27 protein-coding genes are annotated in these 25,612 nt (G+C 74.4%); 9 read left to right on the forward strand and 18 right to left on the reverse strand.

Annotation, left to right across the window (positions count from 1 at the left end):
- Positions 1–2: 2 nt before the first annotated feature.
- The 5 genes from C7Y72_RS01470 to C7Y72_RS01490 form a co-directional block, all read right to left on the reverse strand.
- Entirely contained in the window at positions 3–629 is a 627-nt protein-coding gene (locus tag C7Y72_RS01470; protein WP_107566850.1) for a TetR/AcrR family transcriptional regulator, read from the reverse strand.
- A gap of 32 nt (positions 630–661) precedes the next feature.
- Complete coding sequence (locus C7Y72_RS01475; protein ID WP_107566851.1) at positions 662–889, reverse strand: hypothetical protein; 228 nt, start codon at positions 887–889, stop codon at positions 662–664.
- On the reverse strand, positions 889–1,386 hold the full coding sequence (locus C7Y72_RS01480) for an aromatic-ring-hydroxylating dioxygenase subunit beta (RefSeq protein WP_107566852.1): 498 nt from the start codon (positions 1,384–1,386) through the stop codon (positions 889–891). The genes C7Y72_RS01475 and C7Y72_RS01480 overlap by 1 nt, the downstream gene beginning before the upstream one ends.
- A 4-nt stretch (positions 1,387–1,390) precedes the next feature.
- Positions 1,391–2,653, reverse strand: a complete 1,263-nt coding sequence (locus tag C7Y72_RS01485) for an aromatic ring-hydroxylating oxygenase subunit alpha (protein WP_107566853.1) — start codon at positions 2,651–2,653, stop codon at positions 1,391–1,393.
- Positions 2,654–2,718: 65 nt separating this feature from the next.
- Positions 2,719–3,513, reverse strand: coding sequence for an enoyl-CoA hydratase/isomerase family protein (locus C7Y72_RS01490; RefSeq protein WP_158276567.1), 795 nt, complete (start codon positions 3,511–3,513; stop codon positions 2,719–2,721).
- A 105-nt stretch (positions 3,514–3,618) separates the two neighbouring features.
- On the opposite strand from C7Y72_RS01490, the gene C7Y72_RS01495 reads away from it, so the two are divergent.
- Positions 3,619–4,869 carry a cytochrome P450 gene (locus tag C7Y72_RS01495; protein ID WP_107569522.1) on the forward strand — a complete coding sequence of 417 codons (1,251 nt, stop codon included), beginning with the start codon at positions 3,619–3,621 and terminating at the stop codon, positions 4,867–4,869.
- A 22-nt stretch (positions 4,870–4,891) separates the two neighbouring features.
- Here C7Y72_RS01495 and C7Y72_RS01500 read toward each other — a convergent pair whose 3' ends face one another.
- Positions 4,892–5,947: an acyl-CoA dehydrogenase family protein gene (locus tag C7Y72_RS01500; RefSeq protein WP_107566855.1), complete on the reverse strand. Its 1,056-nt coding sequence runs from the start codon at positions 5,945–5,947 to the stop codon at positions 4,892–4,894.
- Between the two features lie 8 nt (positions 5,948–5,955).
- Positions 5,956–7,158 (reverse strand): acyl-CoA dehydrogenase family protein, encoded by a 1,203-nt coding sequence (locus C7Y72_RS01505; RefSeq protein ID WP_107566856.1) that lies wholly within the window; start codon positions 7,156–7,158, stop codon positions 5,956–5,958.
- 63 nt (positions 7,159–7,221) lie between these two features.
- Here C7Y72_RS01505 and C7Y72_RS01510 point away from each other — a divergent pair, with 63 nt between their 5' ends.
- Positions 7,222–7,956 carry a suppressor of fused domain protein gene (locus C7Y72_RS01510; RefSeq protein ID WP_107566857.1) on the forward strand — a complete coding sequence of 245 codons (735 nt, stop codon included), beginning with the start codon at positions 7,222–7,224 and terminating at the stop codon, positions 7,954–7,956.
- 20 nt (positions 7,957–7,976) lie between these two features.
- Here the strand turns inward: C7Y72_RS01510 and C7Y72_RS01515 are convergent, their stop codons facing one another.
- The 4 genes from C7Y72_RS01515 to C7Y72_RS01530 are packed head-to-tail and all read right to left on the reverse strand — an operon-like array spanning position 7,977 to position 11,600.
- Complete coding sequence (locus C7Y72_RS01515) at positions 7,977–8,924, reverse strand: alpha/beta hydrolase (RefSeq protein WP_107566858.1); 948 nt, start codon at positions 8,922–8,924, stop codon at positions 7,977–7,979.
- The gene (locus tag C7Y72_RS01520; RefSeq protein ID WP_158276568.1) at positions 8,921–9,544 is read right to left on the reverse strand and encodes a TetR/AcrR family transcriptional regulator; all 624 of its coding nucleotides are present in this window, start codon (positions 9,542–9,544) and stop codon (positions 8,921–8,923) included. The genes C7Y72_RS01515 and C7Y72_RS01520 overlap by 4 nt, the downstream gene beginning before the upstream one ends.
- Positions 9,537–10,904, reverse strand: coding sequence for a flavin-containing monooxygenase (locus tag C7Y72_RS01525; RefSeq protein WP_107566860.1), 1,368 nt, complete (start codon positions 10,902–10,904; stop codon positions 9,537–9,539). Before C7Y72_RS01525 ends, C7Y72_RS01520 begins: the two co-directional genes overlap by 8 nt.
- 33 nt (positions 10,905–10,937) lie before the next feature.
- Positions 10,938–11,600: a TetR/AcrR family transcriptional regulator gene (locus C7Y72_RS01530; protein WP_199223823.1), complete on the reverse strand. Its 663-nt coding sequence runs from the start codon at positions 11,598–11,600 to the stop codon at positions 10,938–10,940.
- A gap of 61 nt (positions 11,601–11,661) precedes the next feature.
- On the opposite strand from C7Y72_RS01530, the gene C7Y72_RS01535 reads away from it, so the two are divergent.
- The 4 genes from C7Y72_RS01535 to C7Y72_RS22995 are packed head-to-tail and all read left to right on the forward strand — an operon-like array spanning position 11,662 to position 14,382.
- Positions 11,662–12,960 carry an acyl-CoA dehydrogenase family protein gene (locus tag C7Y72_RS01535; protein ID WP_107566862.1) on the forward strand — a complete coding sequence of 433 codons (1,299 nt, stop codon included), beginning with the start codon at positions 11,662–11,664 and terminating at the stop codon, positions 12,958–12,960.
- Entirely contained in the window at positions 12,960–13,874 is a 915-nt protein-coding gene (locus C7Y72_RS01540; RefSeq protein ID WP_107566863.1) for a DUF7064 domain-containing protein, read from the forward strand. Before C7Y72_RS01535 ends, C7Y72_RS01540 begins: the two co-directional genes overlap by 1 nt.
- Positions 13,875–13,918: 44 nt before the next feature.
- Complete coding sequence (locus C7Y72_RS01545) at positions 13,919–14,215, forward strand: hypothetical protein (RefSeq protein WP_107566864.1); 297 nt, start codon at positions 13,919–13,921, stop codon at positions 14,213–14,215.
- Complete coding sequence (locus tag C7Y72_RS22995; RefSeq protein ID WP_158276569.1) at positions 14,212–14,382, forward strand: hypothetical protein; 171 nt, start codon at positions 14,212–14,214, stop codon at positions 14,380–14,382. Before C7Y72_RS01545 ends, C7Y72_RS22995 begins: the two co-directional genes overlap by 4 nt.
- Before the next feature lie 28 nt (positions 14,383–14,410).
- Here C7Y72_RS22995 and C7Y72_RS01550 read toward each other — a convergent pair whose 3' ends face one another.
- The 5 genes from C7Y72_RS01550 to C7Y72_RS01570 all read right to left on the reverse strand — a co-directional run bounded on the left by C7Y72_RS01550 (position 14,411) and on the right by C7Y72_RS01570 (position 20,441).
- A complete protein-coding gene (locus C7Y72_RS01550) occupies positions 14,411–15,952 on the reverse strand; it encodes a succinic semialdehyde dehydrogenase (protein ID WP_255450922.1) in 1,542 nt (513 codons plus the stop codon).
- Between the two features lie 20 nt (positions 15,953–15,972).
- A complete protein-coding gene (locus C7Y72_RS01555; RefSeq protein WP_107566866.1) occupies positions 15,973–17,430 on the reverse strand; it encodes a wax ester/triacylglycerol synthase family O-acyltransferase in 1,458 nt (485 codons plus the stop codon).
- Between the two features lie 6 nt (positions 17,431–17,436).
- Complete coding sequence (locus C7Y72_RS01560; RefSeq protein ID WP_107566867.1) at positions 17,437–18,306, reverse strand: SDR family oxidoreductase; 870 nt, start codon at positions 18,304–18,306, stop codon at positions 17,437–17,439.
- Positions 18,307–18,371: 65 nt separating this feature from the next.
- Positions 18,372–19,955 carry an acyl-CoA carboxylase subunit beta gene (locus tag C7Y72_RS01565; RefSeq protein WP_107566868.1) on the reverse strand — a complete coding sequence of 528 codons (1,584 nt, stop codon included), beginning with the start codon at positions 19,953–19,955 and terminating at the stop codon, positions 18,372–18,374.
- A 30-nt stretch (positions 19,956–19,985) separates the two neighbouring features.
- Positions 19,986–20,441: an SRPBCC family protein gene (locus C7Y72_RS01570; RefSeq protein ID WP_107566869.1), complete on the reverse strand. Its 456-nt coding sequence runs from the start codon at positions 20,439–20,441 to the stop codon at positions 19,986–19,988.
- A 155-nt stretch (positions 20,442–20,596) separates the two neighbouring features.
- Here C7Y72_RS01570 and C7Y72_RS01575 point away from each other — a divergent pair, with 155 nt between their 5' ends.
- Positions 20,597–22,426, forward strand: coding sequence for a hypothetical protein (locus C7Y72_RS01575; RefSeq protein ID WP_107566870.1), 1,830 nt, complete (start codon positions 20,597–20,599; stop codon positions 22,424–22,426).
- A gap of 15 nt (positions 22,427–22,441) precedes the next feature.
- Here the strand turns inward: C7Y72_RS01575 and C7Y72_RS01580 are convergent, their stop codons facing one another.
- Both C7Y72_RS01580 and C7Y72_RS01585 read right to left on the reverse strand, forming a co-directional pair.
- Positions 22,442–22,786 (reverse strand): hypothetical protein, encoded by a 345-nt coding sequence (locus tag C7Y72_RS01580; protein ID WP_107566871.1) that lies wholly within the window; start codon positions 22,784–22,786, stop codon positions 22,442–22,444.
- Positions 22,786–23,208, reverse strand: coding sequence for a DM13 domain-containing protein (locus tag C7Y72_RS01585; RefSeq protein ID WP_107566872.1), 423 nt, complete (start codon positions 23,206–23,208; stop codon positions 22,786–22,788). The genes C7Y72_RS01580 and C7Y72_RS01585 overlap by 1 nt, the downstream gene beginning before the upstream one ends.
- Positions 23,209–23,268: 60 nt before the next feature.
- Here C7Y72_RS01585 and C7Y72_RS01590 point away from each other — a divergent pair, with 60 nt between their 5' ends.
- The gene (locus C7Y72_RS01590; protein ID WP_199223824.1) at positions 23,269–24,150 is read left to right on the forward strand and encodes an alpha/beta fold hydrolase; all 882 of its coding nucleotides are present in this window, start codon (positions 23,269–23,271) and stop codon (positions 24,148–24,150) included.
- Positions 24,151–24,197: 47 nt separating this feature from the next.
- Positions 24,198–25,604 carry an ABC1 kinase family protein gene (locus C7Y72_RS01595; protein WP_107566874.1) on the forward strand — a complete coding sequence of 469 codons (1,407 nt, stop codon included), beginning with the start codon at positions 24,198–24,200 and terminating at the stop codon, positions 25,602–25,604.
- Positions 25,605–25,612: the final 8 nt, after the last annotated feature.

The raw sequence follows: 25,612 nt of genomic DNA on the forward strand, positions 1-25,612 counted from the left end.
GGTCAGCGCGCCGCGACGTACAGCGTGCCCCAGATGACGTCCGCGAGCCCCGTCGCGATGGCGTCGAGCTGCTTGGGCGTCGCACCCTGCGCGCGCTGGAGCGTCGTGCGCTCGATCATCCAGCTGAGCGCGGTTGCCGTCTCGGCCGGGTGGACGTCGCGGATCGTGCCGTCCTTCTGCCCGCGCTGGATGAGCTTGCGGACCGCGCCGACGAAGCCGTCGACGCTCTCCTGGTACATCTCGCCGACCTCGGGGTCGTAGACGGCCGTCTCGGCGACGGCGCCCATCACGACCTCGTTGGCCTGGAACGCCTCGAGCAGGCCGCGCATCGCGGTGCGGACGTCCTCGTAGGTGACCTCGCCGCGGTTCTCGAACCAGGCCTGCGCGCCCTCGTAGAACGTGTGGAGGGTCGAGGCGCCGATCGCGCGCAGCAGCGCGCCCTTGTCCTCGAAGTAGACGTAGAAGGTCGAGCGCGCCATCCCCGCCTCGGCGACGAGCCGCTCGACGCTGAGCTCGGTGAAGCGCTCGCCGTCGGCGACGAGCTTCGTGATCGCCTGGCGCATCCGCTCCTCGATGTCGGACTTGCGGTCCGCGCGGGCGGCCTTGGAGCGGCGGGTGGTCGACGGCATCAGCTCATCGTACAGGCTGTCCGGACACGAACTCAGTCGGCGCCGGGATCGCGCCAGCGCAGGAAGGAGGGGTCCAGCAGCTTGTGGAGGCCCCCCTCGGGCAGCCACGCGAGCGTCTCGAGCTCGAGCGCGTCGAGGAAGCCGACCTGCCCGGTGCGCAGGTCCTCGATCCGCAGGCGCGGGTCGTTGCCCTCGCGGTCGATGCTCAGCCGCACCGAGGCGAACTCGCTCTCGACGACGTCGTCCGGGGGGCCGGCCATCAGATCAGGAACGCGAGGGTGTGCAGCGGACGCTCGTTGTCGACGAGCACGACCTTCTTGCGCGCCATCCGCAGCCCGTCGGGCGTGTCGCGCAGGACGTAGGTGGTCCGCCCCGCCCACAGGACGGTGCCGCGCTCGCGCGCCTCGCAGACCAGGACGTTGGCGCCCACGTGGACGTCGTCGGGCAGCTCCGGGTGCGCCTCGAGCAGCTCGACGTTGGAGACGATCCGCCGCAGGTCCGAGCGCGGGATCTGCGCGTGACGCTTGCCGGTGTGCAGCTGCTTGATGCGGGTGGCGATGCGGGCGCGGTTGTCGTAGAGCACCGACATCTGCCGCGTCGGGTCGATGTCGGCCCCGTTGGCGGGGACCCAGTAGATCGCGTCGTCGGTCCAGAGGGCCTCCCACGCGTCGTACTCGTGCTCGTCGGCGTAGCGGGCCTCGCGGTAGACGAACTGCTCGACGGCCTTGAGGAGCTCGAGGTCCAGGGCGGTGGACACGGTCTCAGTCCTCCATCAGCTCGCGGTAGTGGCGCCAGATCCCGCGCTGCGGGACCTCGTCGGTCGCGTCGCCGATGAGGAAGCCGTTCTCGTCGCGACGCTCGCGGTGGGTGCCGCGCTTGATCTGCAGCCACTCCGGCGAGCGCGCCTGGACGCCGCGCTGGTTGCGCTCGTACATCTCGGTGTCGTCCGCGAGCAGGAAGCCGGCGGGCCCGACGGAGCCGATCGTCTGCTGCAGCAGCCGCCGGTTCATGTCGTCGCAGCCGGGGAACTGCACGGCGGTCACGTGCTGGACCGTCTCGTCGACGGCCGTGGGCTGGATCACGAACAGCTGGATCTCGGCGATGAACAGGTTCGGGAAGAGCATCACGTGCGGGGCGCCGTCGATCAGGATCTCGCGGGCGCCGTCGACCCCGTGTCGCGCCTCCATCTGCGCGACGTAGTCGGGCACCTTCTCGGGCCTCGTGCCGAACCAGCCCAGCGGCTGGCCGATGCGGCGGAACTCGGGGCGCAGGTCGTTCTCGGTGTGCCCGCCGCCGAGGTCGCGGCTGACCGCCGTCGACTTCTCCCCGTACAGGTCGCCGATGCCGCTCTTGGCGACGCTGAAGATCGAGGAGTGCACGAACTGCGGGTGGTACCCGTCGGTCTCGTTCTCCAGCAGCATCTTCCAGTTGGCCTTCGCCTTGTGCTGCAGCCAGCCGGCGGTCAGGGCGACCTCGCCCGTCGGCGAGAGGGCGACGAGCCGGTCGAAGGCCTCCGCGGCTGCGCCGAGGTGCTCCATCAGGGACGGTCCGTCCTCTGCGAAGGAGCCGAAGACGAAGCCCTGGTGGACGCCGATCCGGGGCACGCGGCCGAGCCCGAGGTCCTTCTTGGCCTCGCGCCCGCCGTAGCCGGAGTTGAACGGGTAGCCGAGCAGCTGCCCGGTGTTGGAGAACGTCCAGCCGTGGTAGGGGCAGCGGAACGCGGAGGAGTTGCCCTTCGCCGCGTCGCACACGAGGTTCGCGCGGTGGGTGCAGCGGTTGAGCAGCAGGTGGATCTCGCCGCTCTTGTCGCGGCTCATGATGATCGGCTGCGGGCCGATCGACTTCACCACGTAGTCGTTGGGCTCCGGGATCTCGCTGACGTGCCCGACGTAGACCCACGTCCGGTACCAGATGCGCTCGAGCTCGGCGGCGTAGACCGCGGGGTCGGTGTAGAGCGACCCGTGGACGCGGTCGTGCTCGATGAGCGCGTCCCAGTCCGGCGTCTGGCGTTCAGCGATGCTCATGGCCGCGACGATACCAGATGTCCGGACAGACTGTCCGATCTTGTCGGGACGCCGCCGGCGCCGGTTCAGACGCCGCCGAACCGCGGCGGGCGGCGCTCCCCGAAGGCGCGCACCCCCTCGACCGCGTCGGCCGTGCGGCTGCACGCGAGCATCGCGTCGACCTCCCGCGCGTAGTGCTCGCGCATCGGCGTCTGCGCCGCCGCGCGCAGCAGGGCGCGGGCGTGGCCGAGCGCGACCGTCGGTCCCGCGGCGAGCGCCGCGGCCACCTCGCGCGCCCGGTCGTCCAGCGCCTCGGCCGCCACGACCTCGGTCACGAGCCCGGCGCCGAGGGCCTCCTCGGCGTCGAGCACGCGCCCGAGCAGCAGCATCTCCTGCGCGAGGCGCAGTCCGACGAGCCGGGGCAGCCACCACGAGGAGGCGCCGTCGCCGCTGAGCCCCAGCAGGTGGAAGCCGGTGGCGAAGCGCGCCTGCGGCGCGGCCAGGACGACGTCGGCGCACCACGCCAGGCCGAGGCCGCCGCCGGCGATCGGCCCCTGGACCGCGCAGACCACCGGGACGGGCAGCTCGGCGAGCCGCACCAGCGCGTCGTGGAACGGGGCCACCATCGCCGCCATCGCGGCCTCGAGGTCGTCGAGCGCGCCGGCGAAGTGCGCGAGGTCGCCGCCGACCGTGAAGGCGCGCCCCGTCGCGGTCACGAGGACCGCACGCGCGTCGGCGCCGGCGCGGGCCTCGAGCTCGGCCACGGCGGCGGCGAACGCCGTGACCCAGGCCGGGTCGATCGCGTTGCCGGCGTCCGGCCGGTCGAGGCGCAGCTCGGCCAGTCCGTCGGAGATCGTCAGGGCGATGCGGTCGGTGCTCACGACGCCAGCGTAGACGAGCGCGGACAATCCCGAACAAGTTGTCCGGCCTACTTGTCCGATTCTGGTAGGTTCGGCGCCCGTCACCCAGGCCGGAGGACCTGCCCGATGAGCACCGCCCAGACCACCGACGTCGACCTCGACGCCATCGACGTCCTCGACGCGCGCTGGTTCGCCGACGGCACGCCGCACGAGCTGTTCGCCCGCATGCGCGCCGAGGCCCCCGTGCGCTGGAACCCGCTGCCCGACGGCACCGGCTGCTGGTCGGTCACCCGCCACGCCGACGTGTCCGCGATCAGCCGCGACACCGAGACCTTCTCCTCCTACAAGGCCGGCATCTTCCTGCACCCCGACCAGGTCGTCGGCCTGGACCTGACGCGGAACCTGCTGCTCTACATGGATCCGCCGCAGCACACGAAGTACCGGCTGATCCTGCAGAAGGCGTTCACGCCGCACACCGTGCAGGCGCTCGAGGACGGCATCCGCGCCCGCGTGACGAAGACGCTCGACCGGATCGTCGAGGCCGGTTCCTGCGACGTCGTCGACGACATCGCCGTGCCGATCCCGCTGGGCGTGCTCACCGAGCTCATGGGCGTCCCCGAGGAGGACATCGCCGAGTTCTACACGTGGACCGAGGAGATCGAGGCCGCCCAGCGCGCCCCCGAGCCCAACGCCGCCGCCGAGGTCTTCGTGAAGATGGCCGGCTACCTGCACGGGCAGATCGAGCGGCAGGCCGCCGAGGGCAACGAGGACTCCCTCGTGATGAAGCTCCGCGCCGCCGAGGTCGACGGCGAGAAGCTCACGGACCCGGAGATCCTCGTCTTCTTCGGCCTGCTCGCGTTCGCGGGCAACGACACGACCCGCAACACGCTCGCCAACGGGCTGCACGCGCTGCTCGAGCATCCCGACCAGCTGCAGGAGCTCGTCGAGGACCCGTCGCTCATCCCAGGCGCCGTCGAGGAGATCCTGCGCTACACGAGCGTCGTGCGCTGGTTCGTGCGCACCGCGACCACCGACACGGAGCTCGGCGGGCAGTCGATCCGCGAGGGCGACCGCGTGGTCATGTGGTACGCCAGCGCCTCCTTCGACGACGAGGTGTTCGACGAGCCGACGCGCTTCGACATCCACCGCGTCAAGCCCGAGCACAAGGCGTTCGGCGGCGGCGGACGACACTTCTGCCTCGGCGCCGGCCTCGCCCGCGCCGAGCTGCGGATCGCGCTCGAGGAGATCACCCGGCGGCTGCGCGACCTCCAGCCCGCCGGCCCGGTCGAGCGCCTCCCCTCCTCCTGGGCCAACGGCCTCGTGCACTTCCCGGTGACGTTCACGCCCGGCGCGCGCGCCGGCGACACCGCGGCCTGAGCGCCGCGGGCGCGGCCGCCGCTCAGGCGGCCGCGAGCAGGGCGTCGGCGACCGCGGCCGCGGCCGCGTCGACGCCGCCGGCCAGGCGCCGGGAGGACTCGGCGCGCCGGTAGTAGAGCTGCGCGTCGTGCTCCCAGGTGGCGCCGACGCCGCCGTGGATGAAGATGTTCTCCGGTGCGGCGTAGCGCAGGGCGTCGTCGGCGGTGACGCGGGCGGCGTTCGCCGCGAGCGCGAAGCCGTCGCGGTCGTGCGCCCACGCCTCCCCCGCGGCGACGAGCAGCGAACGGGCGCCCTCGACGAGCCGCAGCATCTCGACGATCTTGTGCTTGATCGCTTGGTAGGAGCCGATCGGCCGCCCGAACGCGAAGCGGTCGACGGCGTAGTCGCGCGCCATCCGCATCGCCGCGTCCGCCGCGCCGACCGCCTCGGCCGCCAGCAGCGCCCGCTGCAGGTCCACGCCGTCACGGCCGCGGCCCGCGGGCAGCTCCAGCCGGGTCCCCGCGGCGGTGCGCAGGACGACGTCCGCGACCGCCCGGGTGCTGTCGTAGGCGCGCTTGCCGGCGACGACGACGCCGTCCGCGCCGGCCTCGACGACGAGCAGGGTGTCGCCGCAGACCACGACGAGGACGTCGGCGCCGTCGGCGTCGAGCACCCCGGTGACCGCGCCGGAGGCGAAGTCGCCGTCGAGGCTGATCGCCCCGGGCCGGTCCCCGGCGCCGCCGTCGACGAGCGCGGCCCGACGCTCGCCCCGGGCCAGCGCGCCCCGCAGCTGCGCGTCGGCGCCGGCCGCCTCGAGCAGCGCGGTCGCGGGCAGGTGGCCCAGCAGCCGCGCGTCCGCCAGCCGTCCGCCGCAGGCCTCGAGGACGAGCAGCGCCTCGTAGGCACCGAGGCCGACGCCGTCGGCGTCCTCGCCGGTGAGCAGGCCGGTCCAGCCGGCCTCCGTGCCGGTCGGCCACAGGACGGGATAGACGGCGTCGTCGAGCGCCTCGCGGGCGGCCTCGACGGTGGCGTGGCGGGCCAGGGCGTCGAGCGCGGCCTCGCGCAGGAAGGTCTGCTCGTCGGTCAGGGGGAGGTACACGGCGTCTCCTAGACGGTCGCGGGAGCGGGGGCGGGAGCAGGGGCGGCGGGCGCCGGCGGGGCGACGCGGGGCTCGGGCGGCAGCCCGAGGTGGCGCTCGCCGATGAGGTTGCGCAGGATCTCCTCGGTGCCGCCGGCCGAGCGGACGCCCGGCAGGGCGGAGACCTGGTGGCCCCACTCCCCGTCGACGAGCGCGTCGGGGCCGATGGCGTCGACGACGAAGCGGCACGCGTCGAGCGACGCGATCACCGACGTGATCTTGATGAGCCCGGCGTCCGGTCCGGGGACGCGGCCCTCGGCGATCTCGCGGACGACGCGCTCGCTCGTGTGGCGCAGGGCGAGGAGCTGGCTGGCGACCTGGCCCATGCGCACGCGGACGGCGTGGTCCTCGCGCGCCGCCGGGTCCTCGGCGATCGCGGCGACGAGCCGCTCCAGGCGGACCGCGTGCAGGCCCGAGCCGACGGCCACGCGCTCGAACCCGAGCATCGTCAGCGCGACCTTCCAGCCCTCGCCCTCGGCGCCGATCATGGCGTCGGCCGGCAGGACGAGGTCGTCGAGGAAGACCTCGTTGAACTCGGCGTCACCGGTGATCTGGCGCAGCGGCCGGATCGTCAGGCCGTCGCTGTCCATGGGGACGAGGAACATCGACAGGCCCTTGTGCTTGGCGACGGCCGGGTCGGTGCGGGCGAGCAGGATGCCGAACGCGGCGTGCTGGGCGAAGCTCGTCCAGACCTTCTGGCCGTTGACGACCCAGGCCCCGTCCTCGCGCCGCCGGGCGCGGGTCTGGACGGCCGCGAGGTCGGAGCCCGCGCCCGGCTCGGAGAGCAGCTGGCACCAGAACTCGTCGCCGCGCAGCAGCGGCGCGAGGTGGCGCTCCTGCTGCTCGGGGGTGCCGTGGGCCATGATCGTCGGGCCGACCATGCCGATGCCGATGAAGTCGAACGGGCCGGCGATGCCGCGGGCCTCGAGCTCCTGGTCGACGATGACGGCCTCGGCCGGCGTGCCGCCGGGACCGCCGAACCGCGCGGGCCAGGTGACCCCGACGTAGCCGGCGTCGGAGAGGCGACCCTGCCACGCGCGCAGCCGCGCGACGGCCGCATCGTCCTGGGGCTCGAGGACGTGCCGACGCGGGGCGTCGGCGCCGTGCTCGTCCAGCCAGGCGCGCAGCCGGTCGCGGTAGTCGTGCTGATCGGCCGTGAGCTCGAGCGACATGCCACGATCATACATCGTGAACGGACAGGCTGTCCGAGTCTGGTGGGTAGGGTCGCGCCAGGCATGGGCGACGACGGGCAGCGCATCTACCGCTACGAGCAGCGCACCGACCGCGACCTCGAGCCCGCCCCGGGCGACGACGCCACCATCGCCGCCGTCGGCGCGCACCTCGAACGGCACATCGGCCCGGTCGAGACCGTCTTCCACGAGATCGTCAGCGACCTCGTCCACGTCGACATCCACATGGTGCTCCCGGCCCCCGACCGCCCGTACGCGGCGCTCATGACCTCCGGCATGAGCGACCGGCCGATGACCCTCCCCGCCGAGCTCGACGGCGAGCTGTCGCCGCACGCCGAGATCTGCCTGCTGCTCCCGCCCGACTGGCCGCTGGACGAGGACGCCTGGCAGGACGAGCGCCACTACTGGCCGATCCGCTGGATGAAGGTGCTCGCCCGCTTCCCGCACGAGTACGACTCGTGGCTCGGCGCCTGGCACACGATGCCCAACGGCGACCCGCCCGACCCCGTGGCGCCCGGCAGCCCGTTCGTCGGCGTCATGCTCGCCCCGCCGCTCACCCCGCCGCCGGAGTTCGGCACCCTCGAGCTGCCCGACGGCCGGGTCGTGACCGTCCTGACGTTCCTGCCGCTGCACGCCGACGAGATGGAGCTGAAGGTCCGCTCCGGCGCCGATCCGCTGCTCGAGGCGCTCGACGCCGCCGGTGTCGGCGACGTCCTCGACGGCGCGCGCCCCTCCGCGCTGGGCGGGCGGCGCCGCCGCGGGCTGTTCCGCCGCCGCTGACCGCGGGCCGCAGCCGGCGGTCAGGCCGCCGCGCCCACCGGGGCCGTCGCGGCGGCCGCGCCCCCGCCGAGGTGGCGGCGCAGGAACGCGAGCTGGTGCTCGACGACGCGCTCGTGCGCCGATCCGCCCGGGTACACGTCGAAGTGGTCGCACGGGTAGTGCCGGACCTCGGCCCGCCCCTTCTCGGCGGCCTTCATCGACTGGGCCGGGGTGACCGTGCGGTCCTCGTCCCCGATCTGCACGAGCAGCGGCACCCGGAGCTTCGCGGCGTGCCGGCCGGGGGCGTAGGAGCCGACCTGCAGGAAGATGCGCGCCGCGACCTCGTTGCGCCACGTCGGCCCGGCGACGGCGTGCATCGCCGCCTCGGCACCGGGAGCGGTCAACGCGGCGACGGTGCCCGGCGCGCCGACCGACGGGGCGTACACCGGCGCCGCGCCCCGCAGGGCCCTGAGCGCGTCCTTCAGGCCGACCGCGGTGAGCCGGCCGGCGGCCAGCGGCCCGTTGCGGCGCACGAGGTCGACGAGCGTCGCCAGGCCGTCGGTCGCCGGCGTCAGCGCGATCACCGCGGCGATCCGCGGGTCCTCCGCCGCCACCTGGAGCACGTGCCCGCCGGCGAACGAGACGCCCCAGGCGACGATGCGGTCCGGATCGACGCCGGGCAGCGTGCGCGCGTACGCGATCGCCGCCGCGTAGTCCTCGCGCTGACGCCGCGGGGACAGCAGCTGGCGGGGCTCGCCGTCACTGGCGCCGAAGTGCCGGTAGTCGAACAGGACGACGTCGGCCCCCGCCGCCGCGAACGCCTGCGCGAACGGCGGCAGCCCGCTGTCGCGCGTGGCCGCGAAGCCGTGCGCCATGACGACGCAGGGCCGCCCGGCCGGCGAGGAGAGCGCGTCGCCCTCCCCGACGTGATGCCAGGCGGCGCACTGCACGCCGCCGGACGGGAAGCGGATGTCGGTCGGCTCGGTCATGCGGTGGGTCCTCCGAAGATGGCGGAAAGCCAGGTCGTGGTCAGGGCGTCGGCGAGCTGCTCGTCGGTGAAGGACGGCTCGTCCTCACCGCGCGCGTGGCGCTCGAGCGCCCGCTCGTTCATGGACAGCAGCAGGCGGGCGAGCAGCACCGGGTCCGGGCCGTCGGGCGCATTGCCCAGCGCGCGCTCGGCGGCGATCGTCGCGGCGACCGGGGCGACGAACCGGTCGATCCACGCGTTCCACAGCCGCCGGACCTCGGCGTCGTCGCGGGCGTCGATCGTCGCGAGGACGACGTGCCGGTGACGGCGCCAGGCGGCGACGGTGCTGCGCATCGTGCGGCCGACCGCGGCGACGTCGCGCCCGTGCGGCTCGTCGAGGAACGGGGCCGCGACCGCGAGCAGCTCGTCGGCGACGTCGCCGAGCAGCTCGGCGACCGCGGCCTCCTTGCTGGGGAAGTAGAAGTAGAACGCGGAGCGCACGACGCCGGCGTCCCGGGCGATCTCGCCGATGCCGACCGCCGACAGCGGCCGGTCGCGCAGCAGCCGCTCGAGCGCCTGCAGCAGCGCCGCGCGCCGGACGTCCCCCCTGCTCGGCGGCCGCTGCGCGACCGCCTCAGACACCGACGGGCTCCCCGGCACGCCCCGCGAGCGGGACCGGGCCGAGGCGCTGCGCGCGCTCGCGGCCCGCGGGCAGCTCCTTTTTGCGCATCTCGTACTCGTAGACGTGGTAGTCCATCTGCTGCGTGTGGCGCGGCGAGTCCTTGAAGTGGCCGGTGTTGCGCGCGTCGTCGGCCGCGATCACGCGGCGCATCTCCTCGGGCGCGGGCGGCCGGTAGGTGCCCGCGAGGTAGCGGGCCGCGAGCCGCGACTGGCACTCCACGAACGGGAACAGCGTCGGGACGGCCTGAGCGAAGCCGACGAAGACGACGTCGTCGTGGTCGGGGTGCAGCATCCGCTTGTAGAGGTCGATCCGGTTGCCCGGTGCGCTGATGAGGTCCTCGTCGAAGAACGGGAAGCTGATGTTGTAGCCCGTGGCGTAGACGATCGCGTCGAACTCGCCGCTGGTGCCGTCGACGAAGTGGACGGTGCGGCCGTCGAGGCGCTCGACGTTCGGCTTCGCGCAGGCGTCGCCGGAGCCGAGGCGCAGGAGCAGCTCGCTGGAGGCGGTCGGGTGGGCCTCGAGGAAGTGGTGGTTGGGCTGCGGCAGGCCGAAGTCGGTCGGATGCCCGGAGATGAGCCGGGGCAGGATCCGCGCCGCGCGGCGCTGCAGCGCCAGCGGCAGCCAGGGCGTGGTGGACACGACCTTGTCGACCGGCCGGCCGAACACGTACTTGGGGATGATCCACGCGCCGGAGCGGGTCGAGATCGTCACCCGGTTGCCCCACGCCTTCTGGGACAGCTCGCTGACGATGTCGGCGGCGCTGTTGCCGATGCCGACGACGAGCACGCGCTTGTCGCGCAGGTCGAGCGGGTCGGTCGGGGAGATGTAGTGGTGGGAGTGGATCGTCTCGCCGGTGAAGGTGCCGGGGAAGTCGGGCAGGCGCGCGTCCCAGTGGTGGCCGTTGGCGACGACGAGCGCGTCGAAGCGGCGCGTCTCGCCGTCCTGGGTGTCGACCTCCCAGCCGCCACCGGGCAGCCGCCGGGCGTGCTCGACGCCGTTCTCGAAGTGGATGCGCTCCTTGAGCGCGAACGCGTCGGCGTAGAGCTCGAGGTAGCTCTTGATCTCCGAGTGGTGCGGGAAGTCCGGGTAGGACTCCGGCATCGGGAAGTCCTTGAACGACAGGAGGTCCTTGGACGTGTCGATGTGCAGCGACGCGTAGGCGCTCGAGCGGCCGTTGGGGTTCTTGAACGCCCAGTTGCCGCCGATGCGGTCCGAGGACTCGAAGCACTCGTACGGGACGCCGTAGTCCCCGAGGTTCTTGCCGGCGGTCAGGCCGCTGATGCCGGCGCCGATGACGCAGGTGGTCGGAAGCTCTCCCATGCGGCCGACCGTACCCCGGGAACTTGACGGGTGTCAACTTCGCCCGGTGCGGGCGGCCCGGCGGGCGTCGCGGGCCTCCACCAGGCGCGCCGTCTCGCCCGACACCGGCGCGCCGAGGAGCCCCGCGACGAGGTCGACGAGGTGGCTCGTGAACAGCCGGTGGTCGGCGCGGACGCCGCGCTCGTGCGCGCGCCGGGCCAGCTCGACGTGGGTGAACTGCATGGCGGTGAAGCGGCGGTGCAGCTCGACCGCCCCGGCGGGCATGAACGGCGCGACCGCGGTGCGCCAGCGCGCGGTGCTGCTGCTCTCCACCCCGCCCAGGAGCCGCAGCGCCCGCTCGCCGGGGGCCGTGGCGAGGTCCGCGAGGACCTGCAGGTAGCCGGGACCGCCGTCGGCGTCGCCGAGCTTGACCGCCAGCGGGCGGACGTAGGCGGCGACGACCGCGCGCAGCTCGGGCTCGTCCTGGGCGGCGTCCAGCAGCGCGTGGCGCCGGGCCTCGACCTCGGGGGCGTGCTTCTCCAGGACGGCCGCGATGACGCCGTCACGGCCACCGAGGTGGTACTGGACGGCGCTGGCGTTGCGAGCCCCGGCGGCGGCGTTGATCTCGCGCAGCGAGACGCCGTCGAGGCCGCGCTCGAAGAACAGCTGCTCGGCGGCGGCGACGAGGCGCGTGCGCAGGTCCGGGGCGTCGGGCACGGCGCCGGACCCTACAAGCACCCGCATTGACAATCAATGCGCCTGCATTAGACTCGGTCGCATGCCTTGGGATTTCTCGACCGACCCGGAGTACCAGGAGAAGCTCGACTGGGCGCGGCAGTTCGTCCGCGAGGAGATCTGGCCGCTGGAGACCGTCTTCCACGAGCTCGACCAGGACCAGCTCGACCGCGCCTACGCCCCGCTGCAGGAGCGCGTCAAGGAGCAGGGCCTGTGGGCCGCGCACCTGCCGCCCGAGCTCGGCGGTCAGGGGTGGGGCCAGGTGAAGCTCGGCCTCCTGCACGAGATCCTCGGCACCTCGATGCTCGCGCCCAACGCGTTCGGCTGCCAGGCGCCGGACTCCGGCAACAGCGAGATCCTCGCGCTCGCCGGCACGCCCGAGCAGAAGGAGCGCTGGCTCGAGCCGCTCCTCGCCGGCGACATCAAGAGCGCGTTCTCGATGACCGAGCCGGGCGCGGGCGCCGACCCGACGCTGCTGCAGACCCGCGCGGTCCGCGACGGCGACGACTACGTCATCAACGGCCACAAGTGGTTCACCTCCAACGGCTCGATCGCCGACGTGCTCATCGTCATGGCGGTCACCGACCCCGACGCGCGGCCGCACCAGCGCGCCTCGATGTTCATCGTCCCGGCCGACACCCCCGGCGTGAACGTCCTGCGCGACGTGCCGACGATGGAGCACCCGGAGGGCGGCTTCGGCAAGCTCGGCGGGCACTCCGAGGTGCTCTACGAGGACGTCCGGATCCCGAAGGAGAACCTCCTCGGCGCGGAGGGCACCGGCTTCCTCATCGCCCAGCACCGCCTCGGGCCCGGCCGCATCCATCACTGCATGCGCTGGCTCGGCGTCAGCCAGCGGGCCTTCGACATGCTCTGCGAGCGGGCGACCTACCGCTACGCGTTCGGCTCCACCCTGGCCGAGAAGCAGACCGTGCAGAACTGGATCGCCGACAGCGCCGCCCAGATGCAGGCGGCCCGGCTGATGACGCTGCACGCGGCGTGGAAGATGGACACCCAGGGCGCCTCCGCCGCCCGCACCGACATCTCGCTGATCAAGTTCTTCGGCGCCGGCGTCCTGCACGACGTCGTCGACCGCGCCCTCCAGATCCACGGATCGCTCGGCTACTCGACCGACCTGCCGCTCGAGGCGATGTACCGGATGGCGCGCGGCGCGCGGTTCTACGACGGGCCCGACGAGGTGCACCGCCAGTCGGTCGCGCGGCAGATCCTGCGCGGCTACGAGGCGCCCGCCGACGGGGTGCCCAGCGAGCACCTGCCCACGCGCGAGGCGCACGCCCGGCAGAAGTTCGCCGAGATCCTCGAGATGGTCACGGCCAACGACTGATGGCACCCCAGCCGGACGCCGCCGACGAGGGACGGCACGCGCCCGGCCCGGAGCCGCTGTGGAACGAGAGCTGGTACTTCGACGCGGTCTCGGCGAGCGGGGACCTCGGCGTCTACGCGCGCCTGGGGCGGCTGCCGAACCAGGGGGTCGCCCTCCTCACGGTCTGCGTGACCGGTCCCGGCCGCCCGTCGGTGATGCTCGCGCGCGAGGTGCCGCTGCCCGACGCCGACGACGACACCCAGGCCGTCACGGTGGACGGCGCCCGCTACCGGCAGTCCTGCGAGGAGCCGCTGCGACGCTGGCGGCTCTCCGTCGACGGGATCGGCGAGGCGCACGCCGACCACGCCGCCCCGCTGCACGGCGGGACCGGTGTGCCGACCGCGGTCGCGCTGGAGCTCGAGTGGACGACCGACGGCACCCCGTACCGCTGGCGGCACGGCAACCGCTACGAGGTCCCGTGCCGCGTCGCCGGCACGGTCCGCGTCGGCGAGGAGCAGCTCACGCTCGCCGGGGTCGGGCAGCGCGACCACTCGTGGGGCGCCCGGGACTGGTGGGCGGTCGAGTGGATGTGGAGCGCCCTGCACCTCGACGACGGCACGCACCTGCACGCCGTCGGCATCCCCGGGGTGCCGCAGTACAGCGTCGGCTACGTGCAGCGCGACGGCCTCGTGCACGAGCTGTCGACCGTCGTCGCGCAGGACGAGGTCGCGCCGGACGGGCTGATCGTGCGCTGCGCCGTCGCGCTCGCGCCCGACGCCCCCGACCTCGCGGTCGAGCCGCTGGCGTTCGGCTGCGTGCGCCTCGATGCCCCCGACGGGCGCGTGTCGTGGTTCCCGCGGGCCCTCTGCCGCGTGCGCACCGACGACGGGCGCACCGGCCTGGGCTGGGTCGAGTGGAACCGCCTGCAGCGCTGAGCCCGCGCGCGGTTGCCCGCGCGGTCGCCGGGTAGCCCGACGGCATGGACACCGACCCGATCACCCCCACCGAACGCGAGCACGAGCAGGAGGCCGCCGCCGAGGCGGCCGCCATCGGCGGGACCGGCACGTCCGAGGCCGACCCGGCCCAGCAGGCCGTCCGCGAGGCGGGCGGCGGCGAGGCCGAGGGCTTCGAGGACGCCGAGCGCGCCCTCGTCGACAACGCCTCGCACGGCGACCAGCACGCCGCCCACCGCGTCCTGCAGGACATGCCCGACCCCGAGCCGGAGCGCGAGGCCGCCGAGCACGGCGAGGCCGACCGCGAGGAGGACGCCGGATGACCGCCGCCCTCCCCCGTGCCGAGGTCCCGGCGCCGCCGGCGCCCGGCCCGCCCTCGCCCGGCCCGGAGCCGCAGCTCCCGCCGGATCCGGCGCCCCAGCCCCCGGTCGTGCCCGACGACCCGGCCCCGCCGACCGAGCCCGACCCGGCGCCGGTCCCGCAGATCTGATCCCGCGGGCGGCGCCGGAGGGCGCCGCCTAGCGCTTGCGGTCGTAGGCCGCCTTGACGACGCGCCCGAGCAGCTTCGACTTCAGCGGCGTGTACGGGAACATGTTCAGGTCCTTCTTGAGCGCGAAGCGCTGCGAGACGACCGTCTGGGTCTTGCAGTACTTGCGGATGCCGTTGGCGCCGTGGCGCGAGCCGACGCCCGAGGACTTCCAGCCGCCCATCGGGGCGCCCATCACCGCGTAGTTGAGCAGCGCGTCGTTGACGAGCACCGCGCCCGCCTCGACGCGCCGGGCGATCGCCTCGCCGCGGGCGATGTCCTTGGTCCAGACGCTGGCCTGCAGGCCGTACTCGGAGTCGTTGGCCATGCGGATCGCCTCCTCGGCGTCCTCGACCGCCATCACGGGGATCGTCGGGCCGAACGTCTCCTCGCGCATGCAGCGCATCTGGTGCGTGACGCCGGTCAGGACGGTCGGCTCGAAGAACCGGCCGGGACCCGCGCCGCGGCGGCCGCCGATCTCGACCTTCGCGCCCTGCTCGACGGCGTCCTTGACGTGCGCCTCGACGATGTCGATCTGCGGCGCGAACGTCAGCGCCCCGACCTCGGCGACGCCCGGGCCGTCGGAGACGCCCTGGCGCAGCTCGCGGACGTTGGCGACGAGCTTGGCGACGAACTCGTCGTGCACGGCACGCTCGACGTACACGCGCTCGATCGAGATGCAGACCTGGCCCGAGTTCAGCAGGCCGTAGTAGGCGGCGGCGTTCGCGGCGCGGTCGAGGTCCGCGTCGGCGAGCACGATCATCGGGTCCTTGCCACCGAGCTCCAGCGAGACCGGCGTGAGGGTCTTCGCGGCGCGCTCCATGACCTTGCGGCCGGTCGCGGTCGAGCCGGTGAACATCACGTAGTCGGCCGCGTCGACGACCGCGCCGCCGGTGCCGCCGTCGCCGGTGGCGACCGAGAACACGTCGGCGGGCATGCCGGCCGCGTCGAGCATCTCCTGGACGAGGAGCGCGGTCATCGGGGTGACCTCGGACGGCTTGAGGACCACCGCGTTGCCGGCCATGAGCGCGGGCACGCAGTCGCAGAACGCGTTGACCAACGGGTAGTTCCACGGGCCGACGACGCCGACGAGCCCGACGGGCTCGTAGCGGACGACGACCTTCTTGCCGACCGTGAACGGCGTGAAGTGGGAGATCGGCTCGTCGGCCAGGTACCGCTCGGACTCCTTCGCCCAGAAGCGGAAGCTCTGCGCGGCGATGCTGACCTCCAGCGAGGCGTCCTCGTAGGTCTTGCCGGTCTCGTCGCAGATCGTCTTGATCATGCGGTCGGTGTTCGCCATCAGCCAGCGGCGCGAGCGGTGCAGGACGTCGGCGCGCGCGTCGAAGCCCATCGCGTTCCAGCCGACCTGCGCCATCCGGCCGCGCGTGGCGAGCTCCTGGACCGCACGCTCGTCCAGGACGGGGATCTGCCCGATCGTGCGGCCGCGCGCCGGGTCCTCGACGTCGATGGTGCGGGTCGCGGGGGCGGAATCGGCGGTCACGTCGGCCATGCGGGCTCTCCTCGGGTTCGACAGGGTGTCAAGGGTGATGCTACTCAGCTGATCGCGGCGTGCAACGCGGCGAACTCCTCGCGCACGTCCTCGACGAGCTCCCACAGGTCCGGGAGCAGCTCGCGGTCGCCGACCATCCCGATCTCCAGCGCGTCGGCGTAGCTGACGACGGTGACGTTCAGCCCCACGCCGCCGAAGATGAGGCTCGCCGGGTACTGGCCGACGACCTCGCGGCCGAACGCCGTGATCTGCACGGGCGGACCGGGCACGTTGGAGATCGTCAGGTTCACCGGCGGTGCGACCTGGCCGGAGTCCATGAGCTTCATCGCGACCCCGGCGACGGCGCCGAACAGGGGCGGCGGGATCAGGCCGTTGGTGTCGGCCAGCAGCGAGGTCGGGATCGCCCGGTGGCGTTCCTTGGCGGCGACCATCGCCCGGCGGGCGAACCCGATGCGGCGGTCGGGCTCCTCGAGGTGCGTCGGGATCGGCACGACGAACGAGGAGATCGCGTTGCCGAAGCCGCCCGCGGCGGTCGTGCCGCGCACGCTCGTCGGCACGAACGCGACGAGCGGCGCGTCGGGGACGCCCCCGGTGGCCTCGAGCCGCCGGCGCAGACCGCCGGACACCCCGGCGACGACGACGTCGTTGAAGGTCACGCCGTGCGCGTTCTTCAGGTCCTTCACGACCTGGACCGGCACGCGCCCGAACGCGACGATGCGCCGTGAGGAGAGCGGGCCGTTGATCCGCGTCCGCGGCGCCGCGACCACCGTCGGGCGGGCGCTCACCGGACCGCCGGTGGCCCACGCGGCGAGCCGTCCCGCGGTCCGCGCGGCGCCCGCCACCTGCGGGACCCCGGGGATCGAGCGCAGGCTCGGCGACTGGTCGAGGTGGGGCAGGACCTTCAGACCCGCCCGCGTGCCACGCACCGGGTGCAGCAGCAGACCACGGGTGCCGCGCGCCAGCAGCTCGCGGCGGCGCGGGACGAGCGCGGCGCGCCGGGCGGGGCGCACGGGCGCGTCGTGGTCGACCATCAGCGTGCCGAAGATGTGCGCGGCGGCGACGCCGTCGGCGGCGGCGTGGTGGAGCGTCGTGAGGATCGCGGAGCGCCCGTCGGCGAGGCCGTGGACGAGATCGATGCGCCACAGCGGCCGGTCGCGCGGCAGCTGGACCTCGAGGATCGACGCGACGGCGGCGCCGAGCTGCCGCTCGTCCCCGGGGGCGTCGAGCGTGATCTCCTGCACGTGCGCCGGGACGTCGGGGTCGACCTCGACGAACACCGGGTGGTCGAGGCCGAGCGGCACGGTGTGGAGCTTCCAGCGCAGCGGGGTCAGCAGGCCGATGCGCTGCTGGACGCGGGCGATGATCGCGTCCCGGGTGACCGTGCTGCCGTCGGGGGCGGGCGCGACGATCGTGATGCCCGTGTAGTGCGCGAGCGTCGTGTCGGTCTCGGCGAGGAACTGCGCGTCGAAGGCGCTGAGCTGGTGCAGGGCGAGCTGGGACATCGGACCTCAGGCCTCCGCGTCGTCGTCGGCCCCGCGGACGAGCTCGGGCTGCTTGGCGGCACCGATCCGGCGGTCGTAGCCGGCGCGCGCGGCCTGGTCGATCTCCAGGAACGTGCGGTCGGCCTTCAGCGCCCGCGCGGTCGCGTCGCGGAAGCGCCGGCCCAGCAGCTGGTTGGCGCGGACGGCCGAGCCGACGACGCGCGGCACGTACACGTCCGGGCGCGGGTCTGCGAGGGCGTCGACGATGCCCGCCGCCACGTCCTCGGGGGTGACCGTGCGGATGAACCGCGTGCCCGTGGTGCCGGCGATCAGGTCGGTCTGCGTGAACGAGGGCATCACACACGTGAACTCGATGCCGCTGCCGCGGTGCTCGACGCGTGCGGTCTCGGTCATCGCGACGACGGCCGCCTTGCTCGCGCAGTAGGAGACCGCCCCGGGCGCGGGCGCCTTCCCGGCCACCGAGGCGATGTTGACGACGTGGCCGCGACGGCGGGGCAGCATCCGGCGCAGCGCGAGCCGCATGCCGGTCATGGCCCCGAGGACGTTGACCTGCATGACCTTCTCGGCGGTGCTGTCGGCCTCGTCGACGAACGGGCCGAGCGGCATGATCCCGGCGTTGTTGACGAGCGCGTCGAGCGGGCCGAGCTCCTCCTCGACGCGGTCGATCGCCGCCGCGAACGAGCCCGGGTCGGTGACGTCGAGCGCGAGCCCGAGGACGTCCGGGCCGAGCGCCGCCGCGGCGTCGCGGGTCGCCTGCTCGTCGAGGTCGCCGATCGCGACGCGCGCCCCGGCGTCGCGCAGGGCCCGGGCGGTGGCGTGCCCGATCCCGCGGGCACCTCCGGTGACGAGGACGACGCGGCCGGAGAGAGGAGACATGCCCCGATCTTGACACGTTGCGAACAGTATGTCCGGCCTGACCGTCCGATCTACGGGGTCCCGGCTCAGCGGTACCCGGTCCCGACGAACAGCCCGTCGATCACAGCCTGCCGGGTGTCCTGCGGCCGGATGACGTCGTGCAGGAACGACTGCGACGCGGCCCGCCAGGGGGCGAACGCGCTGTGCATCTCGCGCTCGAGCTCGGCGGCCAGCGCGCGCGCCGCCTCCTGCCCGCCCTCGGCGCGCGCCGCCTGCAGGCGGCGGTGGTGGACCACGTGGACGGCGTTGTCGGCGGCCATGAACCCGATCTCCGCGTTCGGCCAGGCGACGACGTAGTCGGTGCCCATCGACGGCCCGCCGAGCGCCATGTAGCCGAAGCCGAACGCCTTGCGCAGGATCACCGTCACCTTCGGGACGGGCGAGCGGGCGACCGCCGTGTAGAGGCCGATGAGCTTCTGGCCGACCGCGAGCCGCTCGGACTCCTCCCCGATCATCACCCCGGGCATGTCCTGCAGGAAGACGAGCGGCAGCCCGAAGCCGGTGCAGAGGTCGACGAGGCGGTGGACCTTGACGGCCGCGGGGGCGTCGAGGACCCCGCCGCGGAACTTCGGCTGGTTGGCGACCACGCCGACGGGGCGTCCCTGCACCCGGCCGAGGCCGACGACGACGCTGCGCGCGTGCTCGGGGTGCAGCTCCAGGAACGAGTCGCCGTCGAGCACCGCGTCGAGCACGCGGCGCACGTCGTAGCCGCGCCGGCCGCGGTCGGGCACGATCGTCAGCAGCTCCTCGCTCGGCGTCGCGGGCGCGACCGGCGGGACGCTCGGCGGCTCGCGGGTCGCGTTGCTCGGCAGGTAGCCGAGGTAGCGACGGATCGTCTGCATCACGGCCTCCTCGGTCGGCTCGAGCCGCGTGACCATGCCGGTCTCGCGCACGGTGACCGCGGGACCGCCGAGCTGCTCGTGGGTCGTCTCGGCCCCGGTCGACGCGCCGACCAGCGACGGGCCCGACAGCGCGATCGAGCAGCCCTCCGCCATCACGACGAGGTCCGACGACCCCGCCCAGAGCGTCGGGTCGCCGTAGGCGTTGCCGAGGATCGCGGTGATGCGCGGGATGCGGTCCTCGGTGACGCGCAGGCCGAGGAAGTGCTCGCCCTCGTCGCCGCCCGCCGCGGCCGCGAAGTCGGAGCCGAGGAGGTCGGGCAGGCGTCCGCCGTTGGCGTCCCCGAGCATCACCAGCGGGTAGCCCTTGCGGCCGGCGAGGCTCATGATCTGGCCCTGCTTGCGCGACCCGACGCGGCCGGTCGTGCCGGCGAGCACGGACGCGTCGGTGGCGATCACGCAGACCTTGCGGCCCTCGACCGTGCCGACCCCGGTGACCACCGCGTCGGCCGGGGCGCGCTCCCCGACCTCCTCGCGGTCGGAGTGGGCGAGCATGCCGAGCTCGACGAACGAGCCCGGGTCGACGAGCAGCGCGACGCGCTCGCGGGCGTTCAGCCGCCCGGCGGCCGCGCGCGCGGCGAGCCGCTCCTCCCCGCCCATCGCCAGCGCGGCCGCACGCCGACGCTCGAGCTCGGCCAGGCCCTCCTGCTTGGTGACCTCGCCGGGGGCGGGGGCGTCGCGGTCGTCACGGGTCGTGCCGGTGTCGGACATCTCGACCGGAGCATATGTCCGACCGGCGCCTCAGGGAGACGGAGCGGTGCGCGCGTCGCGCTCGCGGGCCAGCGCGCCGAGCGCCTGCAGCGGCCCGGGCTGCGCCCACGCGCGCAGCAGCCGGCCGGCGAGCAGCGCGACGAGGCGGGCGGCCGGGCCGTCGACCCGCATCCGCAGCGTCACCTCGCAGGCGTCGTCGCCGAGCGGGCGCAGCTCGTGCTCGTAGGTGCCGCGGGCGACCGGCAGCCCGTGGACCCCGACGAGCGTCAGGCGCCGCTGCGGCTGCACCACGCCGACCTCGAGGTCGACCGGTCGCGTGCGCTCGGGGTGCAGCCCGCCGCGCACGCCGGGCGCGAGCGGCCCGTCGAGCCACGCGCGCTGCAGGCGCGGATGCCATCGGGGGCGCGCCTCCACGTCCGCGAGGACGGCCCACACCGCCTCGGCGGAGGCGGGGACGGTGGCGGTGGTCTCGGCGAGCAGCGGCACGGGCGATCACCCGGTCTACGGGCCGCGAGGCGCGCTGCGACCACCGCGCACGACCGCGGACGCGCCCGTGCCGCCGGTCGCGTCCCGGTCTCAGTGCGGTCTCATGTGGGGCCGGGCGGCTTGTCCGCGGCCCGCCGGTGGGGTGGGATGAGCCGATGCGCCTCCGCCTTCTGCCGGCCGCCCTCGCCGCGACCGTGCTCGCGACGCCGATCGGGGTCGCCCACGCCGGCTGGGAGTCGGTCGGGCCCATCACGCTCGGCGCCAGCCCAGCCCTCCTGCAGGCCGTGGAGCGCGCGAGCGACCGCAGCGTCGTCGTCGGCCAGCTGGACGGCGCCCTCGCGACGTTCCAGCGCCTCGCCCCCGGCGCGGCCGCCGCAACACCCCCGGTGACGGTGTCGACCACCGCGACGCGGGCCGCGTTCGGCACCATCGCCGGGGTCCCGACCTTCGCCGTGCGGGACAACGGGCCGGAGGGCGACGGCTACTACCTGCTGCGGGTCCGGGAGGACGGGAGCGGCGCCGACCGGATCACGCCCCGGCTGAGCGTCCCCACCGCGACCCGTGTCGGGATCGGGGAGGTCGGCGGCGTGCCGCACGTCGTCCTCGTCGACGTCAGCGGGACCGACGAGCGGCTGCGGCTGTTCCGCTTCGCCGCGGGCGCCTGGACGGAGATCGCCGACATCGTCGGCGCCAACGGCTTCAACGCGGTCTCGGGCAACTCGACGGTCGGCGGCCCCAACCCGTCGGTCGTCGACCTCGGCGGGCAGCCGGGCGTCGTGTGGATCGAGCGGGACGCGGATCCCGCGGACCTGAACATCGGCACGCTGTTCGTCGCCCGTCCCAACGGCTCCGGCGACGTGCTGCAGGAGTCGGCGGGCCTGTTCCGCATCGACCAGCAGACCGCGATCGTCTTCGACGCCCCCGGTGGCCCGTACGTCGGCGTCACCAGCCAGCACTACGACATCGCCACCCCGGACGGGCCGTACGGTCCCACCAGCGTCACCCTGTACCGCCTCGCCTTCGAGGCCGGGCGCGCCGTGTTCGTCGGGGTCGGCGGCGGTCCCGCCGCGACCGGGGACTCGACGCCCCAGTCCGCGTTCGGGCCGCTCGGCACGGGTCCCGGCCTGCTCACCACCGGAGGGACGGCCAACGCGGTCGCGCGACGGGTGCTCGACGGCGCCCTCGTCGACCTGGGGCTCGGGTTCCCGGGCACCGGCGAGCTGGCGGCCGACATCCCGATCTCGCTGCTGCACGTCGGCGGCGCGACCGGCTCGCCGTACGCGCTGCGCGCCATCGCGACCCTGTCGGGCCTGCGCCTGGAGCTGCTGCGGCTCGTGCCCGAGGGCCTGCCCGCGCACGTGGCGGCGAACGCCACCACCGCGCAGCTGCAGCTCCCCGTGCGGACCTTCGGCCTGCCCACGCGACTGGCCCTGGAGGTCGGCACGACGCCCGCGCAGACGCTCGACCTCAGCACCCCCGACGACGCCGACCGGCTCGCGTTCCCGGTCGCCGCGGTGTCCGGGCTGGCGCCCGGGGCGAGCACGCCGTTCCGGCTCGTGCACCGCGACGGTCAGGGCCGGAGCACCGACGTGACCACCGGCACGATCCAGACCCCGGCGGCTCCGGGGAGCGGTCCGGCGGGTCCCGCCGGACCCGCCGGACCGGCCGGCGCCGCGGGCACGACCGCGCGGGCGCGGATCGTCGTGGTCGCCTCCTCGAACCGCCTGCGCGTGCGCCGCGGTCGCCGGGCCGCGTTCTCGCTCGTCGTCACCGAGCCGGGCAGCCTGCGCCTCGTCGTGCGGCGCGGCAGCCGCACCGTGGCGACCGTGACGCGCACCGTGCGCGCGCCCGGCCGCGCGACGATCGCCTGGAACGGCCGCAGCGGGCGGTCCGCCGCCGCGAAGGGCACCTACACCGCGACGATCACGCTGACCGCCCGGGACGGGGCGAGCGCCCGCCTGTCCGGCCGCGTGACCGTCCGGTAGCGGCCGGACCCGGCCTCAGGGCTGCGGGGCGAGCAGGTCCTCGACGGCCGGCCGCTCCGCGGCGGGCAGCGCGCTGGCCGGGGTCCCGACGTCGACGCGCTCGTTCACCTCGGTCTCGCGGACCGTCCCCCACCAGAGGCCGAACAGGCTCACGGCCGCGATCGCGGCGAACGTGCCGCCCAGCGGCAGGCGCAGCGCCCGGTCGCGCCGGCAGGCCAGCAGCACGGCGAGGCCCAGCAGCGCGAACCAGACCGTCGTGAGCGCGATGGCGGCGACCGTCGTGCGGGCGACGATCGCCCCGAGGAACCAGGTGCCCGCCGCGACGGCGGCGACGAGCGCCAGCGGCGCGGCGACGCGCATCACGAGCGGCCCAGGTCGGCGCGGGCGAGGTTCGACGTGAACGGCACGCACCAGAACACGACCGAGCTGTAGCGCCGCAGGTCGATCGACTTCGGGATCCGGTAGCTCTGGTTGCCCTTGGAGCCCTTCAGGCGTCCGAGGTCCTTGTAGTCGTCGTCGATGCGGCCGTCGCTGCGGGCGCTCTTCGGCACCAGCCACACGCGCACGACCGGGCCGGGATCGATGCGGAAGCGCCGCAGGTTCAGCGTGCGGCTGCCGTCGGGACGGGCGACGACGGTCGCGACGCCGCGGGCGTCGTGGGAGGCGGGCCGCACGGTGCCGCGCAGCAGCTCGACGTTGGCGGCCATCGCGGGCGGCGCGGCCGACAGGAGCGCCACGGCCGTGGCCGCGGTCGCCAGGAGGGCGGGACGGGATCGGGGCATGGGTCGAGGATGGCGGCCCGCCGTCCCACCGTCGATGACGAACTGCTTACGCTGCGCCGTGTGCAGATCAACGGCATCGACCTCGCGGTCGACGAGCACGGGCCCGCCGACGGTCCGGTCGTCGTCCTCCTCCACGGCTTCCCGGAGCTCGCGTACTCGTGGCGCCACCAGATCGGGCCGCTGACGGACGCGGGGTACCGGCTGCTCGTCCCCGACCTGCGCGGGTACGGCCGCTCGGAGGCGCCGGCGGCGGTGGAGGACTACGCGATCGACGTGCTCGCGCGCGACGTCACCGGGATCCTCGACGCGTTCGCGGTCGAGCGGGCGGTGCTGATCGGGCACGACTGGGGTGCGGACCTCGCGTGGAAGACGACGTGGCTGCACCCCGACCGCGTCATCGCGGTGGGCGGCCTGTCGGTGCCGTTCGCGCCGCCCGCGCCCGCCCCGCCCGTCGGGCTGATGCGCCAGGGGCTCGGCGAGGACTTCTACATGGTGTGGTTCCAGGAGCCCGGGGTGGCCGAGGCCGCCCTCGAGCGCGACGTGCGGCGCACGCTCGCGACGAGCCGGCAGTGGACGGCCGCGTGGGCGCAGGAGCAGGACGACGTGCCGCCGACGCCCTCGTTCCTCACCGACGAGGAGCTCGACGTCTACGTGCGGGCCTACGAGCGCACGGGCTTCCGCGGCGGGCTGAACTGGTACCGCAACCTCGACCGCAGCTGGGAGCGGACGAAGGACCTGGACCGCCGGATCGAGGTCCCGGCGCTGTTCCTCACCGGCGAGCGCGACCCGGTCCGCCGGTTCATGCCGTCGGTGGTCATGCAGGGCTGGGTGACGGACCTGCGGGTCGACGCGGTGATCCCCGAGGCGGGGCACTGGCTGCAGCAGCACGCGCCCGAGGCGGTCAACGAGCACCTGCTCGCCTGGCTCGCCGACGTCACGTGACCCATCGCACATGACATCGATCGATGTCACATGGTGTGATGACATCCATGGAGAGGACGATCGACATCGACCGCGAGCGGGCCCGCGTGGCCCGCGAGGCCGGCGCCCTGGCCCGGCCCCGCATCTGGACCGACACCATCGGGGCGCTCGCCACGACGGCCTGGCGGGCGGTGAGCAGCGCCGCGCCCGACGCGCCGCTCGTGCTCCTCGGCGCGGCCGCCTCCGCCGCCGGCGCGCCCGCGATCGGCCCGGTCCGCAGCGAGCCCGCCGCGATCGCCGGCGCCCAGCGGCTCGTGCGCCGCGGCGGCCCCGCCTACATCAAGCTCGGCCAGTTCGTCGCCAGCGCCGACGGGATCCTCCCGCCCGCCTGGGTGCAGGCCTTCGCCTGGTGTCGCGACGACGCGCCGCGCCTGGACACCCGGATCGTCCGGGACGTCATCGCCCGCGAGCTCGGCGAGGACGCTCTGGCGGTCGTCGAGGAGGAGGCGCTCGCCGCCGGGTCGATCGGCCAGGTGCACCGGGCGTGGCTGCCCGACGGCACGCCCGTGGTCGTGAAGGTCCGCCGGCCCGGGCTGCGCCGCCGGCTGCGCTCGGACATCGGGGCGCTCGCCCTCGCCGCCGCCGGCGCGGAGCGGATGAGCGAGGACGTCGCCGCGCTCAACCTGCCGGGGTTCGTCGAGCTGTTCGCGCAGCTCACCCTCGAGGAGCTCGACTTCCGCCTCGAGGCCCACAACCTCGTCCAGAGCGCCGCGATCTACCGCGACTGCGGCCTGGACTTCGTGCAGGTCCCGCGGCCGATCGACGGGCTCGTCACCTCGCGGGTGCTCGTCATGGAGCACGTCGCGGGCGTGCCCTACGACCGGGCGGGCGAGGAGCTCGACGCCGACGTCGACGGCGAGCGTCTGCTGCAGCTGGCGATCGGCGGCGTGCTGACCAGCACGCTCCTGCACGGGGTCTTCCACGGCGACCTGCACGCCGGCAACGTGCTCGTCCGTCACGACGGGACGTTCGCCCTCGTCGACTTCGGGATCTGCGGACGGCTCTCCGAGGAGCAGCGCGCCGCGCTCGGCGCGTACCTCATGGGCTTCGCGGCGGGCGACGCCGCCGCCCAGATCCACGCGCTGCGCCGCTTCGGCGCGATCCCGGCCGACGCGGACGCCGACGCGCTCGTGGCCGAGCTCGGCGCGGAGCTCGAGCGGCTCGGCCACCGCGCCGACGGGGCCGTGACGTTCGAGCGGCTCGGCGACACCGTCGGCCGGCAGCTGGCGATCCTCTCCCGCAACGGGTTCCGGATGCCGAAGGGGCTCGTGCTGTTCTTCAAGAACCTGCTGTACCTGTCGAGCTTCGCGGCGGCGATCGCCCCGCAGGCCGACCTGTTCAGCACGATCGAACGGGCGCTGGGCGACCTCGACGCCGAGCACGCCGCGCGCCTGGGCGCCGCCCTCGCCGCCTGACCCCGAGC

The organism is Paraconexibacter algicola, assembly GCF_003044185.1.
Lineage (GTDB): Bacteria > Actinomycetota > Thermoleophilia > Solirubrobacterales > Solirubrobacteraceae > Paraconexibacter > Paraconexibacter algicola.